Source organism: Paenibacillus wynnii (assembly GCF_000757885.1).
In the GTDB taxonomy this organism is placed as follows: Bacteria; Bacillota; Bacilli; order Paenibacillales; family Paenibacillaceae; genus Paenibacillus_AQ; species Paenibacillus_AQ wynnii.
The window spans coordinates 2,036,190-2,054,804 of record NZ_JQCR01000003.1 but is presented as its reverse complement, the minus strand read 5'-3'; the positions used below and the strand labels follow the sequence as shown (position 1 = coordinate 2,054,804).

General features: G+C 46.6%; 22 protein-coding genes and 1 pseudogene. 20 read left to right on the top strand and 3 right to left on the bottom strand.

From position 1 onward, the window contains the following. Positions 1 to 24 precede the first annotated feature (24 nt). Positions 25 to 948 carry a patatin-like phospholipase family protein gene (locus tag PWYN_RS25015; protein WP_036657606.1) on the top strand — a complete coding sequence of 308 codons (924 nt, stop codon included), beginning with the start codon at positions 25 to 27 and terminating at the stop codon, positions 946 to 948. Positions 949 to 1,016: 68 nt separating this feature from the next. On the opposite strand, the gene PWYN_RS25010 is transcribed toward PWYN_RS25015, so the two are convergent. Continuing rightward, positions 1,017 to 1,352 carry a hypothetical protein gene (locus PWYN_RS25010; RefSeq protein ID WP_036657604.1) on the bottom strand — a complete coding sequence of 112 codons (336 nt, stop codon included), beginning with the start codon at positions 1,350 to 1,352 and terminating at the stop codon, positions 1,017 to 1,019. A gap of 7 nt (positions 1,353 to 1,359) precedes the next feature. Then, positions 1,360 to 2,295 (bottom strand): DUF1385 domain-containing protein, encoded by a 936-nt coding sequence (locus PWYN_RS25005; RefSeq protein ID WP_420805828.1) that lies wholly within the window; start codon positions 2,293 to 2,295, stop codon positions 1,360 to 1,362. Between the two features lie 218 nt (positions 2,296 to 2,513). Here PWYN_RS25005 and PWYN_RS25000 point away from each other — a divergent pair, with 218 nt between their 5' ends. The 5 genes and pseudogenes from PWYN_RS25000 to PWYN_RS28910 all read left to right on the top strand — a co-directional run. After that, positions 2,514 to 3,005, top strand: a complete 492-nt coding sequence (locus tag PWYN_RS25000; protein ID WP_036657599.1) for a YqhR family membrane protein — start codon at positions 2,514 to 2,516, stop codon at positions 3,003 to 3,005. A 73-nt stretch (positions 3,006 to 3,078) separates the two neighbouring features. Then, positions 3,079 to 4,149: a M24 family metallopeptidase gene (locus tag PWYN_RS24995; RefSeq protein ID WP_036657597.1), complete on the top strand. Its 1,071-nt coding sequence runs from the start codon at positions 3,079 to 3,081 to the stop codon at positions 4,147 to 4,149. Between the two features lie 70 nt (positions 4,150 to 4,219). Next, the gene (gene efp, locus PWYN_RS24990; RefSeq protein ID WP_036657595.1) at positions 4,220 to 4,777 is read left to right on the top strand and encodes an elongation factor P; all 558 of its coding nucleotides are present in this window, start codon (positions 4,220 to 4,222) and stop codon (positions 4,775 to 4,777) included. A 200-nt stretch (positions 4,778 to 4,977) separates the two neighbouring features. Then, positions 4,978 to 6,231, top strand: a complete 1,254-nt coding sequence (locus tag PWYN_RS24985) for an aspartate kinase (protein WP_036657593.1) — start codon at positions 4,978 to 4,980, stop codon at positions 6,229 to 6,231. A gap of 388 nt (positions 6,232 to 6,619) precedes the next feature. After that, positions 6,620 to 6,815, top strand: a pseudogene (locus PWYN_RS28910) (transposase); the annotation flags it as partial. Between the two features lie 1,027 nt (positions 6,816 to 7,842). Here PWYN_RS28910 and PWYN_RS24970 read toward each other — a convergent pair. Next, complete coding sequence (locus PWYN_RS24970; protein WP_052088392.1) at positions 7,843 to 8,709, bottom strand: YitT family protein; 867 nt, start codon at positions 8,707 to 8,709, stop codon at positions 7,843 to 7,845. 260 nt (positions 8,710 to 8,969) lie between these two features. On the opposite strand from PWYN_RS24970, the gene PWYN_RS24965 reads away from it, so the two are divergent. From PWYN_RS24965 to PWYN_RS24900, 14 genes are all read left to right on the top strand, one after another. Beyond that, entirely contained in the window at positions 8,970 to 9,233 is a 264-nt protein-coding gene (locus PWYN_RS24965) for a YqhV family protein (RefSeq protein WP_420805804.1), read from the top strand. A gap of 83 nt (positions 9,234 to 9,316) precedes the next feature. Next, on the top strand, positions 9,317 to 10,303 hold the full coding sequence (gene spoIIIAA / locus PWYN_RS24960; protein WP_036657582.1) for a stage III sporulation protein AA: 987 nt from the start codon (positions 9,317 to 9,319) through the stop codon (positions 10,301 to 10,303). Beyond that, entirely contained in the window at positions 10,296 to 10,814 is a 519-nt protein-coding gene (spoIIIAB, locus tag PWYN_RS24955) for a stage III sporulation protein SpoIIIAB (protein ID WP_036657578.1), read from the top strand. Before spoIIIAA ends, spoIIIAB begins: the two co-directional genes overlap by 8 nt. Positions 10,815 to 10,827: 13 nt before the next feature. Further along, positions 10,828 to 11,031, top strand: coding sequence for a stage III sporulation protein AC (spoIIIAC, locus tag PWYN_RS24950; protein WP_036657575.1), 204 nt, complete (start codon positions 10,828 to 10,830; stop codon positions 11,029 to 11,031). Between the two features lie 7 nt (positions 11,032 to 11,038). Continuing rightward, complete coding sequence (gene spoIIIAD / locus PWYN_RS24945) at positions 11,039 to 11,428, top strand: stage III sporulation protein AD (protein WP_036657572.1); 390 nt, start codon at positions 11,039 to 11,041, stop codon at positions 11,426 to 11,428. A gap of 41 nt (positions 11,429 to 11,469) precedes the next feature. Beyond that, complete coding sequence (gene spoIIIAE, locus PWYN_RS24940) at positions 11,470 to 12,699, top strand: stage III sporulation protein AE (protein ID WP_036657570.1); 1,230 nt, start codon at positions 11,470 to 11,472, stop codon at positions 12,697 to 12,699. Positions 12,700 to 12,716: 17 nt separating this feature from the next. After that, positions 12,717 to 13,448 (top strand): stage III sporulation protein AF, encoded by a 732-nt coding sequence (gene spoIIIAF, locus PWYN_RS24935; RefSeq protein ID WP_036657568.1) that lies wholly within the window; start codon positions 12,717 to 12,719, stop codon positions 13,446 to 13,448. A gap of 47 nt (positions 13,449 to 13,495) precedes the next feature. Next, positions 13,496 to 14,137, top strand: a complete 642-nt coding sequence (gene spoIIIAG / locus PWYN_RS24930; RefSeq protein ID WP_036657565.1) for a stage III sporulation protein AG — start codon at positions 13,496 to 13,498, stop codon at positions 14,135 to 14,137. 59 nt (positions 14,138 to 14,196) lie between these two features. Then, complete coding sequence (locus PWYN_RS24925; RefSeq protein WP_036657562.1) at positions 14,197 to 15,048, top strand: SpoIIIAH-like family protein; 852 nt, start codon at positions 14,197 to 14,199, stop codon at positions 15,046 to 15,048. Positions 15,049 to 15,292: 244 nt separating this feature from the next. Next, positions 15,293 to 15,799, top strand: coding sequence for an acetyl-CoA carboxylase biotin carboxyl carrier protein (accB, locus tag PWYN_RS24920; protein ID WP_036657559.1), 507 nt, complete (start codon positions 15,293 to 15,295; stop codon positions 15,797 to 15,799). 46 nt (positions 15,800 to 15,845) lie between these two features. Further along, complete coding sequence (gene accC, locus PWYN_RS24915) at positions 15,846 to 17,189, top strand: acetyl-CoA carboxylase biotin carboxylase subunit (protein ID WP_036657556.1); 1,344 nt, start codon at positions 15,846 to 15,848, stop codon at positions 17,187 to 17,189. Positions 17,190 to 17,307: 118 nt separating this feature from the next. Further along, positions 17,308 to 17,715 carry an Asp23/Gls24 family envelope stress response protein gene (locus PWYN_RS24910; RefSeq protein ID WP_036659166.1) on the top strand — a complete coding sequence of 136 codons (408 nt, stop codon included), beginning with the start codon at positions 17,308 to 17,310 and terminating at the stop codon, positions 17,713 to 17,715. Between the two features lie 77 nt (positions 17,716 to 17,792). Next, the gene (gene amaP / locus PWYN_RS24905) at positions 17,793 to 18,332 is read left to right on the top strand and encodes an alkaline shock response membrane anchor protein AmaP (protein ID WP_036657552.1); all 540 of its coding nucleotides are present in this window, start codon (positions 17,793 to 17,795) and stop codon (positions 18,330 to 18,332) included. A gap of 15 nt (positions 18,333 to 18,347) precedes the next feature. After that, complete coding sequence (locus tag PWYN_RS24900) at positions 18,348 to 18,581, top strand: DUF2273 domain-containing protein (RefSeq protein WP_036657550.1); 234 nt, start codon at positions 18,348 to 18,350, stop codon at positions 18,579 to 18,581. Positions 18,582 to 18,615 lie beyond the last annotated feature (34 nt).

Here is an 18,615-nt window from a genome sequence, read left to right as displayed (position 1 = left end):
TCAATGGGAGCGGGGGATTTCTGCATGGAGATCAATGCTGTATTTGAAGGTGGTGGGGTTAAGGGGATTTCGTTGGCCGGAGCGGTGCAGGCAGCGGAACAAGCCGGAGTCTCCTTCCAAAGAGTTGCAGGCACATCCTCCGGGTCTATAGTATCCGCAATGCTGGCAGCCGGTTATACAGGGGAAGAGATGAGCGTGATTATTCGCGGAACCTCTTTTACCTCTTTTCTAAAAAGAGCACCCCTGTACAATACCCCGATTGTAGGGCCTGCACTGCGTGTGATGTTGAAAAAGGGATTGTACTCCGGCGAGGCGTTGGAATCGTGGGTACGCGGTATTCTGCGGCAACGTGGAATTGTTACCTTTCGTGATCTGCCTTCAGGTAAACTGTCTATTATCGCTTCGGATATTACAAACGGCAGAATTGTGGTGCTGCCGGAAGGACTGAAGGAGTACGGAATATCCCCTGACCAATTTGAAGTTGCCAAAGCCGTTAGAATGAGCTGCAGTATCCCCTACTTTTTTGATCCCGTGTTACTGCGTTTAAATGGAGAATTTGCAAAGGGTAAATCTTTTCCTGAACAATTTGTATATACAGTGGATGGAGGTTTACTAAGCAATTTTCCAATGTGGTTGTTTGATGAACATGAGAATCGTAAGAAGATCCCCGTCCCCACGGTAGGCTTTCAAATGATCGGCAAAACAGATCCGCAGCCCTATCGGATCACCGGCCCGGTCACTATGCTTCAGGCAATGGTCGGAACCATGTTGTCCGCTCACGATGAACGGTATATCGAGCAGGAGAAATTTGTACGAACGGTGAAAATCCCCACGTTAGGCATCGGTACTACCCAATTTGAAGTTACAAAGCTCCAAAGTGATGAGCTGTATGCATCCGGGTTCAAGGCAGGGCAAACATTTTTCCGTGAGTGGAGACCTAAAAGGTGAGCTATTATTGATATCAAAAAAAGGCATCTACCGGTTCACTAATGACGGTAGATGCCTTTTAAAGTTGCCTAGTGATATTTGGGAAGTTGATCATCGTTTTTGCCTTTGCTTCCTTCAATGACTTGAAACGGATAGCTTTTGCGCTTGCCGCCCGAAGTGTGGGACTTACGTAAACCGGCTACCTTCGCCATTGTTTTTGGAGAAGCTTTAACCTTAGTTTTTGATCTACTGTTGTTATTCATACGTCGAGGTGGATATTTATAGAGCAGATAAAGAACAGCACACAATACTAGGGGGATTATTAAACGTGTCAGTGAGCTGAAACCGTACCTCACGAATCCATCTACAAGCCCAATTACCGCGAGCAGCACTGCACTCCAAAAAATCAAAGCATGCCTGATCATAGGCCACTCATCCTTTCGCAGGGTCCAAAATGCCTCCAGGTACATTTACTTCTGCATAACCTCTTGCTTCAATAGCTGCATCCAATTCCCGCATGCGGTTAAAGGAAGCGATGGATACTTCTACTTGATCATCCTTTGGCTCTTTGGTGGTCAAAAGCTGAAGCCATAATCCTGGATAGCCAAGGTACTTCAAGCCTGGTACATTCTTCACTGCATTAGTACCCTTCAGTACTTCAAAGGATACCCCGATTACTAACGGTAGCAAGATAACCCGCTGCATTACCCGCTCCCACAACGTATCCCACGGGACAAGAGAGTAAATGATAACTCCCAAGATAATGGTCAACATCATAAAGCTGCTGCCGCAACGATAATGCAGGCGACTGTACTTTTGTACATTTCGTACCGTTAGTTCTTCTCCCGCTTCAAAAGCGCTGATGACCTTGTGTTCTGCACCGTGATACTGGAACAACCGTTTCACAACTGGAGTAAGGGTAATCGCCCAAAGGTAAACAAGCAACAGGATCAGCTTAATTGCACCTTCCACCAAATTGTGCAAAACATAGTTATCGAATGCTTTTTTGAATAGAAAATCCTCGACAAGGACTGGGACAAGCGTAAAGATAAGTTTTCCAAATATAAAGGATAATATACCCATGACTGCAACACCGAGCATCATTCCCAGGCTCCAGCCTTCATCCTTTTTCTTCGGTTTCGCCGTTTCTTCAGGCGGAACCTCGTCTTCGGCGAAGGCTTCCGCTGAATAGTTCAGATGCTTGGAGCCTTTAGCGCTGGAATCTATAATACTGACAAGGCCGCGAAGCAGCGGTATCCTGCGCAGTTTAATAACCCAGCTCTTATCGCTCTTCGGCACCTCCAAAAATGTAATTTCCTGATTCTTCCGCCGTACGGCTGTTACGTTAATATGCTTGCCGCCGAACATAACACCTTCTATGACAGCTTGCCCGCCGTAACTTGGAGATTTCTGGGACAACCAATTCACCTTCTCGTAATTTATTTATTATGTTTTTGTATATAAACCATTGTAACTAATTTTCTACGACATTACTAGTTGGATCGCCTTTTGCTGTGCATACTAGTCTATAAGGAGAGAACTGTGGAAATGTTCCTAATATATGAAGAAAGTGGGGCGTGCTTAAAATGAGTAAATCACACCAACAAAGGTCGGAGCATACAAATCCTTGGCTATTTGCTATGGAGTTAGGTTTTTTTGCCGGATTGATTTGGGGGGCAATGCGATGGTTATTCTACGCAATGCATTTTACAAAGGTGGTTCCCGGCTTTTTAGCAGAACCTTTTTTTAAACATGATTTTCTAGTCAAGCCGGAAGGGCATTTGATTGGCTATTTATTGTTTATCGTTTTTTCAGTGATTGCATCCCTACTGTATGTATTGATTCTACGTAAGCTCAAGGGACCTTGGCCGGGTATGATTTATGGAGTGTTATGGTGGTCCGCTCTTTTTCTGGCGGGGTCATGGATGTTTCTGCAGCAGGGGCCTTTCAAACTGCCGTGGAATACAGTAATTACTGAATTTTGCATATTTTTGCTATGGGGCTTATTTATTGGCTATACGATCACCATTGAGTATACCGACGAGAGAAGACGTGAAGAAAGGATAAGTGTAGCCTGACGCGCGAAATTACTTCTCAATGGCATAGCCCTATGTTAAAATACAATGTGGCTATTTCGAGAGGAGAATGAATATGGGAAACAATCGTGTCTCCAAGCTGCGTAAGGTTTTGCAGGCTCGCGGATTGGATGCGATGTTAATAACCAGCGGTATTAACCGCCGATATTTAAGCGGGTTTACCGGTTCGTCCGGTTATGTGCTGATTACGGCTGAGGAAAGTTATTTATTAACGGACTTCAGGTATAGGACTCAAGCTGCAGAACAGGCGGCGGGACTTACCATTGTAGAGCATGGACCAAAATTCATTGATACGGTGCGGGAGCTTTTACCTTCAGGCGGAAAAGTCCGTGTGGGATTCGAGCAGGATGATGTTACTTTCAGCGCTTATACTGCCTACGCAGAAGCTCTGAAACCTGCTGAACTGGTGCCAGTCTCCAAAGCAGTAGAGGATCTGCGTATGATTAAGGATGCAGAGGAACTGGCTGTTATGGGACGGGCTGCTGATTTGGCGGACGACACCTTCCATCATATTCTGAACGTATTGAAGCCGGGTATGACCGAGCGTGATGTGGATCTTGAGATGGAGTTTTACATGCGCACACATGGCGCGACCTCTTCTTCCTTCGACACGATTGTGGCATCCGGTGAGCGCTCAGCTATGCCGCATGGAGTAGCGAGCAGCCGTGTGATTCTCGGCGATGAATTCGTGACTTTCGATTTCGGTGCATTGCTTGACGGGTATTGCTCAGATCTTACCCGGACGGTGGCGCTAGGTACTCCGAATCCTAAGCTGAAGGAGATTTATGATATCGTACTGGAGGCTCAGCTGCATGCCTTGGCACATATCAAGCCCGGGATGACCGGAAGGGAATGTGACGCGTTGGCGCGTGATATTATAACCCGTTACGGTTATGGGGATCAATTCGGACACAGTACCGGACATGGATTGGGCATGGAGGTTCATGAATGGCCGCGTCTATCCAAACTGAGCGATGATATCTTGCAGCCTGGTATGGTTGTGACCGTGGAGCCGGGGATTTATCTGCCTGGAATTGGCGGCGTACGAATAGAAGATGATGTAGTGGTTACAGAGAGCGGTATTTCATTGCTCACCCATTCATCCAAAAACTATACAGTACTGTAACAATTCCCTCGCATCGTTTATATTTACTTATAAAGGCACAAATTTATTTTTTCTCAGGAGGCGTTTTTTAGTGATTTCAGTTAACGATTTCAAAACAGGATTAACCGTAGAGGTAGACGGAGATATTTTTACAGTTCTAGACTTTCAGCATGTAAAACCAGGTAAAGGCGCAGCATTTGTTCGCTCCAAGCTTAAAAACCTGCGTAACGGGAACACTGTGGAGCGTACGTTCCGCGCAGGCGAAACTATCGGACGGGCAATTATTGAGAACCGTGCGGTTCAATATTTGTATGCAAGTGCCCAAGAGCACGTGTTTATGGATAACGAAACTTATGATCAATTCACACTGGATGCTAAGCAGTTAGAGTGGGAATTGAACTTCTTGAAAGAAAACATGGACGTGAAAATCGTTAGCTATCAAAATGAAATTCTTGGAGTTAACTTACCTACCAGTGTTGAACTGAAGGTTGTAGAAACCGAGCCTGGTATCAAAGGTAACACAGCACAAGGCGCAACTAAATTTGCAAAAGTCGAAACCGGTCTGAACGTGCAGGTTCCTCTGTTCATTAATGAAGATGATGTTCTGCTGATTGATACACGCGAAGGTAAATATATCTCCCGCGCGTAGAGCTAAGATGCTGCGTTTATTAGCCTCCCCGCTGCTTGCGGAGGGGGCTTTTGGCTTTGGGATGAATTCAAAATCCCGTATCTGTAACAAAAATTTTCATAAATTCAATATCCCAAGCGGTATTTTCGTATTATACTGGTTTAAAGCGGGAAACCGATAGAAATACACTACACAGACCTAGGTTAGGAGTGAGAAGGACTTTGTCACTTTATGTCATGAAATTCGGAGGCAGCTCCGTCGGCGACACAGAACGAATGAAGCGCGTCGCCAAACGCATCGCAGAGAAACAGGACGAAGGGCATCGCTGCGTTGTCGTTGTATCCGCCATGGGGGATACTACGGATGAATTGATCGACCAGGCCAATCAGCTTAACGGGCAACCGCCCGCCCGCGAAATGGATATGCTGCTGACAACTGGAGAACAAATATCTGTTGCCCTCTTGTCTATAGCTCTTCATGGGATTGGCCGTAATGCCGTATCCTATACGGGCTGGCAGGCTGGTTTCCGTACGGATGAAACTCACGGACGGGCTCGCATTAACGAGATTGTCCCACGGCGTGTGCTTGAATCTCTCGAACGGGAACAAATTGTTATTGTCGCTGGTTTTCAGGGAATGACTTTGGAAGGCGAGATCACTACATTGGGACGCGGAGGCTCCGATACAACAGCTGTCGCGTTGGCTGCAGCGATCAAAGCGGATGTGTGCGAAATTTATACAGACGTTGACGGTATATACTCTACCGATCCGCGTATTGTGAAGTCTGCACGAAAGCTGAAGGAAATCTCCTATGATGAAATGCTTGAACTCGCTAATTTGGGCGCTGCTGTACTGCATCCCCGTGCGGTAGAGTATGCCAAACGTCACCAAGTGAAGCTGGTCGTCAGATCTAGCTTTAACCATAATGAAGGTACTGTTGTGAAGGAGGAAGCAAGCATGGAGCAAGGGGTAATCGTAAGCGGTATTGCATATGACAAGAATGTGGCCCGAATCAGTATTTTGGGAGTACCTGATGTTCCAGGTGTTCTGGCACAGGTCTTTGGCAAGCTGGCCCAAGAAGAGATTGACGTAGATATTATCGTCCAAAGCGGAGTTTTGAATGACAAAGCCGATTTCTCCTTTACCGTAGGACTCAATGATCTGGAGCGGGCGAAAGCAGTTATTCAACAGCTCCATGCAGAGCTACCTTTCCGTGAAGTCACCTCCGAGGACAACCTAATCAAGGTATCTATTGTGGGTGCAGGAATGGTCAGTCATCCGGGTGTTGCGGCTCAAATGTTCGATGTTCTTTCTAAAGAGGGCGTAAGCATCAAAATGGTTAGTACTTCAGAAATAAAAGTATCCTGTGTCATTGAAGCCGGCAATCTTCAAAGCATCATCCAAGCGCTGCACACTGCCTACAATCTGGATACTGTAGAGCAGGCTTTTGTCGGCGGGCCCCAGGATCGGCGTTAAAAACTAGCTAATCGGTGAAAAAACGTAAAAAAGACAGGGGTTGTCCCAAAAGCCATGAAATGGTTTCTTGGGGCAGCCCTTGTTTTTGAAGTTGGATAAACAGATGTGCTTGTGAGGACGCTCCGCGTACGAACTGTTGTTACAATCGCTGTGGTCTCCAGATTTTTTTCATTCTCCTTAGCGGTGAAAATCCGGAGACAGCTTATGCTTTCGAAGCTAGTTTTCCTTCAGAAAACTTTCGGGCGAACGCTGCCGCTTTTCCACAATCAGTCCGTCCTCTCCGCTGTCTTCGCGGAAAAAGTGTCTACAGATCTCTTAAAAACTACAAAAAAGAAATCGCCCCTTTTGGTAAATGGAAGTACCACTAACTTTGCTTGCAAATGAATCTGGCAGCTGCCGCGACAGTTATCACCCTGAAATGCTCACCAAAATTATTATCTATGCCTACACCCAACGCCTCTATTCCTCAAGACAAATTGCCAAAGCTTTAATGCGAGAGTATCCCTTTCATGTGAGCTGGTCGGCAGCGCCCGGATCTCGGTACCATTAACCATTTTCGTTCCGAGCGAATAAATTACATTCTCTAAACCGTATTTACCTTTGTTCTTCAATTTTGCCTTGTTCGCAAACATCGAAGCGGCAGAGAACCAAGAAGAACACGAATACCTCGGAAGAGACCTCACTAAACTCTGGGAGTCTACCGAGTTAAGCAGCGAGAAATTTGAACAAGTGTCACAGAAACTTGAAACCCAGCTATTAGAGAACCCAAAGCCAAACCCCTTAAGAAAGCAGTGCGGAAGCTTCAAAAAGACTATTATCAAGATTGCTGAAATATGAGTAGTACCAAAAGCAGCTTGACGACAGGAATAACTTCAGCAACACCACATGCGAAATGGTTAAAGTAAAGCCTGGAAAGACAATGCGGAAAGATTGAGAACTGGAGGCACGACGAAGTCGAGGATACGTGGCCGTGCCCAACTGGACAAAACATTGCATTTACGCAAAGAAAGCAAGTAAAGCTTAGCGATTGGATATGAAATAAGAAAACGTCATCACCGCAGCCAAGATGCGAGGGTTGCCCACTGAAGGACGTTGTACAAAAGCGGGCAGGATATTGGGAAATGGTCGTCAGTATGGAACGATTGTAGTGCCAGAATTAAGCGCGAAAAATTCTACGAAGTGAGGAAGGTTACGCCTTCGCCGTGTGCCGAATAACAGAACTGGAAAGTGCGTTCATAGAACCACCGGGGCATCGGGTAATTTCTGCTCCGCGGCATGGAGAAAGTGACGCTTGAGGTCGGGTGGCTTTCACTTACCCATAACGTGCTGAAGTAAGACGTAGTAGGCCAAAAATGCAAAGTAGCGATTCTCCAATAACGGGAGAATCGCTACTCTGCGTTTGTTTATGAATGTAGTAACTTTTCCAGCTTAAACAGCGGAGTGGACGGAACGATTGTGAAAAAGCGTAAGCGGTCGCCTTGGTCTCCGGATTTTCACCGCTAAGGGGAATGAAAAAAATCTGGAGACCACAGCGATTGTAACAACGGTCCGTTCGCGGAGCGTCCTCAGCAAGGTCAACGTTGGTCTTACATAAAGGAACCGCTAACTGCCCTACCCCTGCCTTCTAAACCTGCCCACGATTTCAACAGTTTCAAGGATATTGACGAAGGATTTCGGATCGGTCTCAAGGATCGTTTTTCTTAAATCGGCCAGCTCGTATCTTGTGGTGACTGTCATAAGCATCGTATTCCCCTCGTGACTGTACCCGCCCTCTGCATTTACAACAGTTACCCCATGCGGCAATAACTTCAACTGGCTAAGCATGCGGTCACGCTCTTTTGTAACAATAAAACAAGTTAATTTCACATGCCGAATGTGGATCATATCTACAATCCTGCTTTTTACAAAGATACACAGCATCGCGTACAAGGCGGAATCCCAGCTTTTGAAGAAGCCTAGACTAAGAATGACTAGACCATCCATTACGAACAATACACTCCCCATTGGGATGTCGCGTTTGCGTGTAATAATGGAGCCCAGAATATCAAAGCCCCCTGACGAGCCCCCGGCACGCAGAGAAAATCCTATCCCGCCTGCGATGATAACCCCGCCGAAGATACTGGCCAGAATGGGGTCCTTTGTAACATTTCCAAGAGGGATAATTGTTAAGAACCATGTAGTAGAAACAACCGACAGCATGCTAAGACATATGTACTTTTTGCCTACCACAACAAAACCCCATATAAGAATCGGCAGGTTGATGCCAAAATAATACAATGAAATGTACTTAGGATTTGTTAAATAACCGATAACTGAGGCTGTCCCCGCTACTCCACCGCTTAATAATTGATGAGGAATAAGAAACAGACGCAAACCAATGGCTACCAGCAAGGCAGATAAAATGATAATAACTACTTCCCGAACTCGCCTCATTACAGTCCCCGTAGGAAAAGGAACCCCATAATTTCGAATATGCATTACCTAAAACCCCTCTTTGTCTTGTGTCTTAAAGTCGTGTAATGAATAGTTTTCTGTAAAAATAATTTTATCATACCGATGATATTTTTTTATGAGAATGATAACTATGATATCTTTCACACTTCTATTGTTTTTGGGTTAGCCATTTCTCCCTGTCTAAAGTGGGACAGTCCTGCATATCCATGGATAATAGCCGGAAAAAGAAAGAGTCGGGCATAGGTAAAGAGATTGTTACAAATATCCAAAGGAGTTGAGTGTACTTGGACAAGTACGTGAGTTGGATGGCTATCCTTCGTCTGCTGTCAGGGAGTTTGGAAATCACTGCTGCACTTTTTATGCTTCGATTAAATCAGGTGGACAAGGCATTGGTTATCAATTCGACGCTGGCATTGGTAGGGCCGACTATTCTGATAACAACGACAGCTATAGGGTTGACGGGGATGGCGCAGCAATTGTCTTGGGGCAAGATGGGCTGGGTAGCCTGCGGAGTAGCGTGTCTCTTAATAGGTATTCTGAAAAAATGATAGATTATAGGGCATAAAAGACACGTACAAGCATAAATATGGAATAAAGCGATGAAGTAGAGGACAACTTGGGGGTACCTTGTATGGTTAACGAATGGCTTCTGTTGTTTCCTGAAAAAGTACGAGCGTTGCTTGAGCGTTTGCCTCTCCCTAACCTAATGACGGTTGAGGAAATCCGGGTTCGGGAAGGAAGGCCTCTGGAAATCAATTATTCCGGAAAATATCATTTTCTTACCGGGAATGGCACGTTGACACTGAACCCTGAGGAAGCTTATAAGCCGGATCGTGAGGACAGTCACCGTCTTCTGGATCTCATCAGTAATCATTCACTCTACACAATGGAGGAAGAATTGCGTAAAGGCTTCATTACCATTCCCGGGGGTCACAGAATTGGACTTGCCGGGCGGACTGTACTCAGCGGCGGCGGTGTTGAGCATCTACGTGACATCACCGGCTTCAATGTACGAATTGCCCGTGCAGTGCCGGGTGCAGCCGACGCTATCCTGCCGTATTTGTTCGATAGAAGCCGGCAGAGGGTTCTTCATACACTAATCCTTTCACCACCTCAGCATGGTAAAACAACCCTTCTCCGTGACTTGGCACGGCAGATTTCCTCAGGGAGGCAGGGAAGCCGTCCAGGACTTAAGGTTGGCATAGTAGATGAACGCTCTGAGATTGCAGGCAGCAGGCGAGGGATTCCCAGCTTTGACGTGGGGCCACGGACAGATATATTGGATGGCTGCCCCAAGGCAGAAGGGATGATGATGATGATTCGTTCTTTATCTCCCGATGTGCTGGTGGCCGATGAAATCGGTCGTCCGGAGGACGCAGAGGCAGTCACTGAAGCCCTTCACGCCGGAATTTCTGTGTTGGCTACGGCACATGGCAAAGAAGTGTCCGAGCTGATCCGCAGACCCGGTCTGGGAGGATTGCTAGAACACAGGATGTTCGAACGATATGTGATCTTACATCGTTCGGAGTCAGGAATGTCCTTTCGAATTCTGGATAACCAGAATCGAAGGCTGACCATTTCACAGGAAGAGAGACGGGGTGGTGATGCCTATGCTTAAGCTGTTTGGAGCTGTAATGATCGTACTGGCGGGCACGCTGGCAGGTCTTCAGCGTGCTCGGCTATATGCTGACAGGCCCCGGCAAATACGCAGCTTAATAGCAGCGCTTCAGCGCCTGGAGACTGAAATTAGGTACGGCTTTACACCATTGCCGGAAGCTCTTCGGAGAATAGGAGCTCAAGCCAGAGGGCCGCTTCAACACTTTTTTGTTACGGCTGCTGATGAAATGAGTCCCCCTAATAATAGAAGTGCTCAGGATGCAATCGATAAAGCTATGGAGATGCATTGGAAGAACACAGCCATGAACGCTTCGGAGAAGGAGATTATCCGGCAGCTGAGCTGTACGCTCGGGACCAGTGACAGGTCTAACCAGACCACTCATATCACGCTGGCTTTGCAGCAACTGAATCAGGAGGAGCTGGCGGCCAGAGATGAGCAGGGCAAATATGAAAAAATGAGCAAAAGCCTGGGGCTGCTGCTTGGAGTATTGATTGTCATTTTGATCTTTTAGCGAGGTGCCAGGAATGAATATTGAAGTCAATACGATTTTCCAAGTTGCGGGCATCGGCATCATTATCGCCATGATACATACGGTGCTGAAGCAGATGGGGAAAGAAGATATCGCCCACTGGGTCACTCTTATAGGATTCGTAGTCGTATTATTTATGGTGATTCGCATGCTGGATGGACTGCTTCAGGAAATAAAAACGATTTTCCTTTTTCAGTAGGCGCATTATGGAAATCATTCAAGTCGTTGGAATCGGGCTGCTGTCGACCATTCTAATTCTCGTTCTGAAGGAACAAAAACCAATGTTCGCTTTTTTGCTCGCAACGGCTACAGGCATTCTGATCTTCCTGTTCCTGATCGGCAAGATTGGGATGATCCTGAGCACTCTGGAGCGGGTAGCGGAGTCCTCGGGAATGGAAATGATTTATCTGAAGACGGTATTTAAAATTATAGGGATTTCCTATATTGCCGAATTTGGTGCACAGGTTGTAAGGGATGCAGGTCAGGATTCAATCGCTTCCAAGATAGAGTTGGCCGGAAAGGTGCTCATTATGGTTCTCGCCGTGCCCATTATCAGTATTATCATCGAAACAGTGATGAAGCTGCTGCCTGCGTAAGTGAAGTAGTCCCCCACCTAAGTGAACCGGGAGGAGAAATCATGCTTGTACGTCAACATTTCCGACCCCCAAAAATAGTGCTGGTGCTGCTTCTGCTGCTCTGCTGCTCACTGTTCCCTTGGTTTATAGGTACGGCCTACGGCTCCTCTTCTCCTGCTGGTAATCCCTCAAGTTCCCCTGTTGACGGATGGGTGAGAGGGCAGATTGAGGATCTGCCAAAAGATGGCGTGGAAAAGTACTGGGATCAGCTAATGAAGGATTACGGCGGTTTTTTTCCGGATGGAGCTACTCCCTCGCTTATGGACATGCTGGTGCCAGGTGATGACGGTCTTAGTCTAAAAAGTGTACTCTCCAGTCTCGGCGCTTACATGTGGCATGAAGTTTTGTATAACGGCAAGCTGCTTGTGACCATTGTGATGATCAGTGTGCTCAGCATGATTTTGGAGACCCTTCAAACCGCCTTTGAACGGCAAACCGTCAGCAAGGTGGCTTATACCCTTTGTTACATGGTGGTATTAGTTATCGCCGTTAACAGCTTCAACATTGCTATAGGTTATGCGAAAGATGCTATTGATCGAATGATTGACTTCATGATGGCGATGATTCCACTGCTATTCGCACTGCTGGCTTCCATGGGCAATATTGTGACCGTCTCAGTCACTCATCCGCTCATAGTCTTTATGATTCATACGGTTGGCACTTTGATTCACACCATTGTATTCCCTCTTCTGTTCTTCTCGGCAGTATTGCATCTGGTAAGTTCGATGTCGGATAAATACAAGCTGACGCATCTGGCCAATTTACTGCGGAACATAGGGGTAGGTTTACTCGGCATATTGCTGACTGTTTTTCTGGGAGTTATCTCTGTGAAGGGGATCACCAGCTCCGTAACCGATGGGGTGACCATCCGAGCCGCTAAGTATATAACAGGGAATTTTGTTCCGGTTGTCGGCAAAATGTTCGCGGATGCGACGGATACGGTTATCTCCGCGTCACTGCTGGTAAAGAACGCCATCGGATTATCGGGCGTTATCATTATTTTGTTCCTGTGTGCTTTTCCGGCGATCAAAATATTGGTCCTGGCCCTTATATATAATGTTGCAGCGGCTGTGATGCAGCCTCTGGGTGAGACACCGATTGTGTCCTGCCTGCAGACGATTGGTAAAAGCATGATTTACGTGTTCGCGGCCCTGGCTGCGGTCTCACTAATGTTCTTTCTGGCCGTCACGATTATGCTGACTGCCGGCAATGTCACCGTCATGATGAGGTGAGCTTAAGGAGGGGGTTCATGACCTGGTTAGGCGGATGGTTAAGAGAAATTATTCTTGTCGTACTGCTGGCTTCCTTCGTGGAAATGCTTCTTCCGAGCAAATCGATGGAGCGTTATGCCAGACTCGTCCTTAGTCTTCTTGTTTTACTCACCATGCTTAGTCCGATTGTCTCGCTGCTAAAGGGGGATGCCATCTCAGAATTGAGTCTTGCTATGGATCAGCAGAGCTCACAGGAGGGTCTTCTCTCAAGCGGAGGACAAGGAGCGGGAACCTTGCAGCAGATACTGGCGGACGGACAAAAGCTGGCGCAGGGACAGCAGAAGCATACTCTGGAAATCGCTGCAAACGAAATTGCCGGACAGATGAAAGATCAAATTATATCGGAAACAGGGGGAAAAGGAGTTCAGGTTACCGTGGCATTGGCCATGCAAGAACCGGAAAGCCCCGGTACTGAAGCCGTGCCTGCTATTACATCGGTTACAGTTCAATTGCCTGAGCCAATAGCAGCAGTCGAACGAAGTGACGTCACTGAGCCTATTGTCATTACCCCTGTAAAAAAGATTGAAGTTAACACTGCTACAACAGAAGAGGTCACTTCAAAGGGTGCTGCAATGGAGTCCGATGATTACATTGATGAGGCGGATCAAGCGCAAGCAAAAGCTATTTCGAAGCTGCTCGAAACAAGGTGGGGTTTGGATGCAGAAGTAATTAAGGTGCGGAGCAGCCAGGGTGACGCAGCTAAACTATAAAAATATAAAGTTGGGTTCATACCAAAGCTGTGGAGGAGGGATGAAAAGTGGGCAAATGGCTGAAAAAGCTGGAGCAGTGGGCCGGAGGCGGGTCTGGAAGTCCAAAGAGAAGCCAAACGTTTCGTTGGCTGATTATTCTGGGTCTGCTCGGAGCAGCAATAATGCTGTTTAATTCTTTCGTTAATGTAAAGAAACTGGATAATGAGAATACGGGCCGGGAACCTCCGATCAGTGAAACCACACAAACGGCGTTGCAGCAAGGGGATCTTCCAGCTCCCAATTCCTTCGACAGTATCGAACTTGCGATGGAGAATCGGACGAAGGAGATCCTGGAGAAAATCGTTGGTGTAGGTACCGTAGACATCATGGTAACAGTAGATTCCACGGAGGAAATTGTTGTTCAGAAGCATATGAATGACTCTCAGGAGCTTAGTGATGAAACAGATGCCAACGGTGGAAAACGACATACTACGCAGTACACAAGAGATGGCGAGATCGTTACTTATACTCAATCCGGCGATGAAACGCCTATTATTACCAAGAGAATCAAACCTCAGGTGCGAGGAGTGCTCGTAGTTGCTAAAGGTGCCGAGAATAAAGTGGTCCGCGGCCTGATTGAACAAGCGGTGGAGAAAGGCTTGAATGTTCCGGTTTACCGTATATCCGTAGTACCGCGTAAACAGGAATGAGGGAAAGTCAAGATTTTCCCGGAGTGGTTAAGCGCAAGTAAAACAAAGGAGGAGTCACAATGAACGGTAAAAGACAAACAATCTGGTTGGTATCCATGCTTAGCTTAATGGTAGTTCTCTCGGCATACTATTTATTTACTGAGGATTCTGGTGTATCTGCACCTACTGAGACAGCAGGAACCATGCAGGTTGAAGGGAAGGTAAAGGATGCGGGGGGTTCAACACTCCCATCGGTAGGGGATGGCGGTGTAGTTATTAACGAAGTGGTGAAAGACGGTAACGTCGTCACTGATCCCGACACTGCTGCCGATTCGGGAGCTGTTGCTACAGACACTTCCACAGACACAGCTACGAATAGCTCTAAAGATGACGTAGTCACAGACACAGCAGTTAAGGACCCGTTGGCCTCGGAACAGGCCGCTGCAACCTCTGAGACTACCAAAGATCCTGTGAAGGATACAGCAGTAAAAGACAAAGACGCTTCTGCCTCTGCCGACAAACCAGTGGTTAAAGATGATGCTGCTATCCTGGATGAAGTTGCTTCCCAAAGCGTCTCTGCCAGCAGCATGTTCACCAACTACCTATATGAGCGTGAACAGAAAAATCTAAAAGATCAAAACGATTTGCTTGCTCTGATCAATGATATGGATAAAACACCGGCGGATAATGCCATGGCATCAGAGCAACTGCGTAATCTAGAGGAAAAAGAATCCAAAATTACGGGTATTGAAGAGAAGTTGCAGCTTAAATATGGCGAAGCTATCGTTAAAGAAGAGAAGGATGATACTTACAAGGTAGTCGTGCTCAGCGACAAGCTGGACGTGAAGCAGGCGGTAGGCATCATCGATCTAGTAATGAAAGAGTTGAGCGTAACTCAGGACAAGATCAGTGTACAATACGTATCCGAGTAATATCAGCGGATGAAATCAGAGAAATATGACGAAAGGGCTCGGGTTATCCCGGGCTCTTTCCATTTCTAGCGATTGTGATATAATACATAAAGTTATCTTGGAATATAAGAAAGTCTGGGCTTCTATATACTTTACTTATATTTTTACGAGAAACGGATACCGTCCCTCTGTGGACGGCGAAGCGGTTTCTTCTTTTTGGTAAGAAGAGTGGCTTCGCGAGACAGCTGAAGGAGTGAACTAAAGTATGTTCAAGTTAAGCGAAATTAAGGAATTGATTAAATTGCTGGACCAAACATCCTCCGTGCACGAGTTGGAGATTGAAAGCGAAGGTATGAAGCTGGCTATTCGTAAACCGGATCGCACTGAAGCTGAAGGTGCAGCAGTTCAGGTGACTCCTTATGCCTATCCCTTTACGCCTGCCCACCAACCGCTGAATCCGCAGCAAGCAGCACATCCTGTGAGTGAGGTTCCTGTTACACCGCAACCATCATCTTTGCCTGAAGAGGGCCCATTACATAAGATCGTATCTCCCATGGTAGGTACGTTTTACAGTGCTGCATCTCCTGAGTTGCCTTCCTTCGTAAGTGTTGGCGATCGTGTGAGTGAGAAATCAACGGTTTGTATTATTGAAGCGATGAAGCTTATGAATGAACTGGAAGCTGAGATTAAAGGTGAAATCGTTTCCGTGCTGGCTGAGAATGGCCAACTGGTAGAATACGGCCAGCCGCTGTTTTTGGTGAAACCAGAGTAACATTTATAGGGAACGAGAAGTATGCATAACTTTTGGGAGGAAACGCATGAACATTCAAAAAGTGCTGATCGCCAACCGCGGCGAAATAGCGGTCCGCATTATCAGGGCATGCCGTGAGCTTGGCATATCCACTGTGGCGGTTTATTCAGAACCTGACCGGGACTCCCTGCATGTCCGGCTGGCAGATGAAGCTTACTGCATCGGTCCGACTTCGTCCAAGGACAGTTATCTGAACTTTACAAATATTATGAGTGTAGCCACCTTGACGGAATGTGATGCTATTCATCCCGGCTATGGTTTTTTGGCTGAGAATGCCGATTTCGCAGAGATCTGCGGATCCTGTAATATTATCTTTATTGGTCCTTCACCGGAAGCCATTACCCGTATGGGAGATAAAGCCGTAGCTAAGGATACTATGAAGCTGGCGGGCGTTCCGATTATTCCAGGCTCTGACGGAATTGTTGAGGATGTAGAAGAAGCCATTATGCTGGGCCGGGATATCGGTTATCCTATTATTGTTAAGGCTACAGCAGGCGGCGGTGGTAAGGGTATCCGTATTGCCGAGGATGAAGAATCCTTGGTGAAACAAATTACTGCCGCTCAACAGGAAGCTCAGAAAGCCTTCGGCAATGCCGGCGTATATCTGGAGAAATTCCTTACGGGAATGAAGCACGTAGAGATTCAGATTATTGCCGATAACCATGGTAATGTGGTGCATTTGGGCGAACGCGATTGCTCTGTACAACGCCGCCGCCAGAAGCTTGTTGAGGAAGCCCCTTGCTCCGTTTTGACACCTGAAACCCGGGAGGCCATGGGTGAAGCAGCCGTACGTGCAGCTTTAGCAGTGAACTATTCTGGTGCAGGCACCTTGGAATTTTTGCTGGGGTCTGATGGACAGTTTTATTTCATGGAAATGAACACCCGTATTCAAGTGGAGCATCCGGTAACCGAAATGGTAACCGGTGTAGATTTGATTAAGGAAATGATCTCTGTAGCAGAGGGGAATCCACTTTCCTTCACTCAAGAGGACATTGTGATTAATGGCTGGTCTATGGAATGCCGCATTAATGCGGAAGACCCTGACCGTAACTTTATGCCTTCACCGGGCAAAATAGGATTTTATCTGCCGCCGGGCGGTCTTGGTGTTCGAGTCGACAGTGCTGCTTATCCCGGTTATACAATCTCCCCGTTCTACGATTCCATGATTGCGAAGCTGATTGTATGGGCTCCAACACGTCAGGAAGCCATTGCGAAGATGAAAAGGGCTTTGGGTGAATTCGCGGTGGAGGGAATACATACAACGATTCCGTTCCATCAGAAATTATTGGAGCATCCTGTATTTTTGGACGGAAGCTTTGACATTAAATTCCTCGAGGAATATGAAGTTTAAGTCAATTTCACTTTGTTTGTCATAAAGTTCTCCAAATGATATAGTATGTTTAATAAGAGACGTGCTTTCGCTGCTTGAAATCATGAACAACTTTTTGTTGAAGGGTGTGGAGTCTAAGATGAGTACATTGCCGACAGAATACGAACGGACGGAAATCGGTGAGATCCAAATCGCACCAGAAGTGATTGAGATTATTGCAGGTCTTGCGACTGTAGAAGTTAAAGGCGTTGCCGGAATGAGCGGAGGCTTCGCTGGAGGAATTGTTGAGCTTCTTGGACGTAAGAACCTCTCTAAAGGTGTTAAGGTTGAGGTTGGCCAACGTGAGGCTGCAGTAGATGTATCTGTTATTATTGAATACGGCAATCGTCTTCCTGAGGTAGCAGCAGAGATTCAACGTAACGTTAAGCGTTCTATCGAGACCATGACAGGCTTGACTGTTGTGGAAGTGAACGTTCATATTCATGACGTTCAGTTCAGAAATGCTGACAAGATCGAAGAGACAGACGCTTATCTCCGTGTGAAATAACAGGTCCCCACTCTTCAAAATAAACCCCCGACAGAAAAGTCGAGGGTTTACTCTAATTTAAGGAGGTTGTGAGACTCTTGGCGAAAATTTTGGACAGACTTCTGCTGTTTATCTACAGCTTAAGTATCGGAATATTATCTGTAATTGCCATCCTCCTATTAAGCGGCGTCATTCCTGAGAATCTGAAGATCAAGGATGGACCAACCATGTATATTGCTGCGATATCTGTAGCTGTTGTTCTCTTCTTGCTCAGCATCCGATTCTTTTATATCTCCCTTCGCCGTGACCGGGCTTCCATGCCTTCTGTGGATCAGCGGACGGAATATGGGGATATACAGATTTCCATGGAAACGATTGAGAATCTCAGTTTGAAGGCTGCCGGTAAGGTCAAGGGAATCCGAGACCTGAAATCGCGTATTCGTGTCTCCCAGGCCGGCCTTGAGATTATGATTCGTGCTGTAGTCGATGGGGAGCATTCCCTGCCGTTGCTTACAACCGAAGTTCAGCGTCAAGTGCATGATTTTGTGCAGGAGACTACAGGGATTCCTGTAGCTGATGTATCTGTGTATATTGCTAATCTTACTCAATCTCCAAGCTTCAAAAGTCGAGTGGAATAGAGGTGAGTTTCCCTTATGTCTTGGAAAGAAGTATGGGGAAGTCACGGGGGTAGAATTGCCGGAGTGGCCTTCGGTATCTTTCTCGGGTTGATTTATCTATTAAGTGGTTTTTGGGATATGCTGTTCTTTGCACTGGTTGTGTTCATAGGGTATACGCTCGGCAAAAGAAAAGACCATGCGCAAGCTCCGCTGTTTCAGTGGCAGGAATTTGTTCAGTGGCTGTCTGGCCGTTGGCGTCCTTTCAAGTGAACCGCGATAGTCTTTCTTCCGGGGCAGTTTGTTG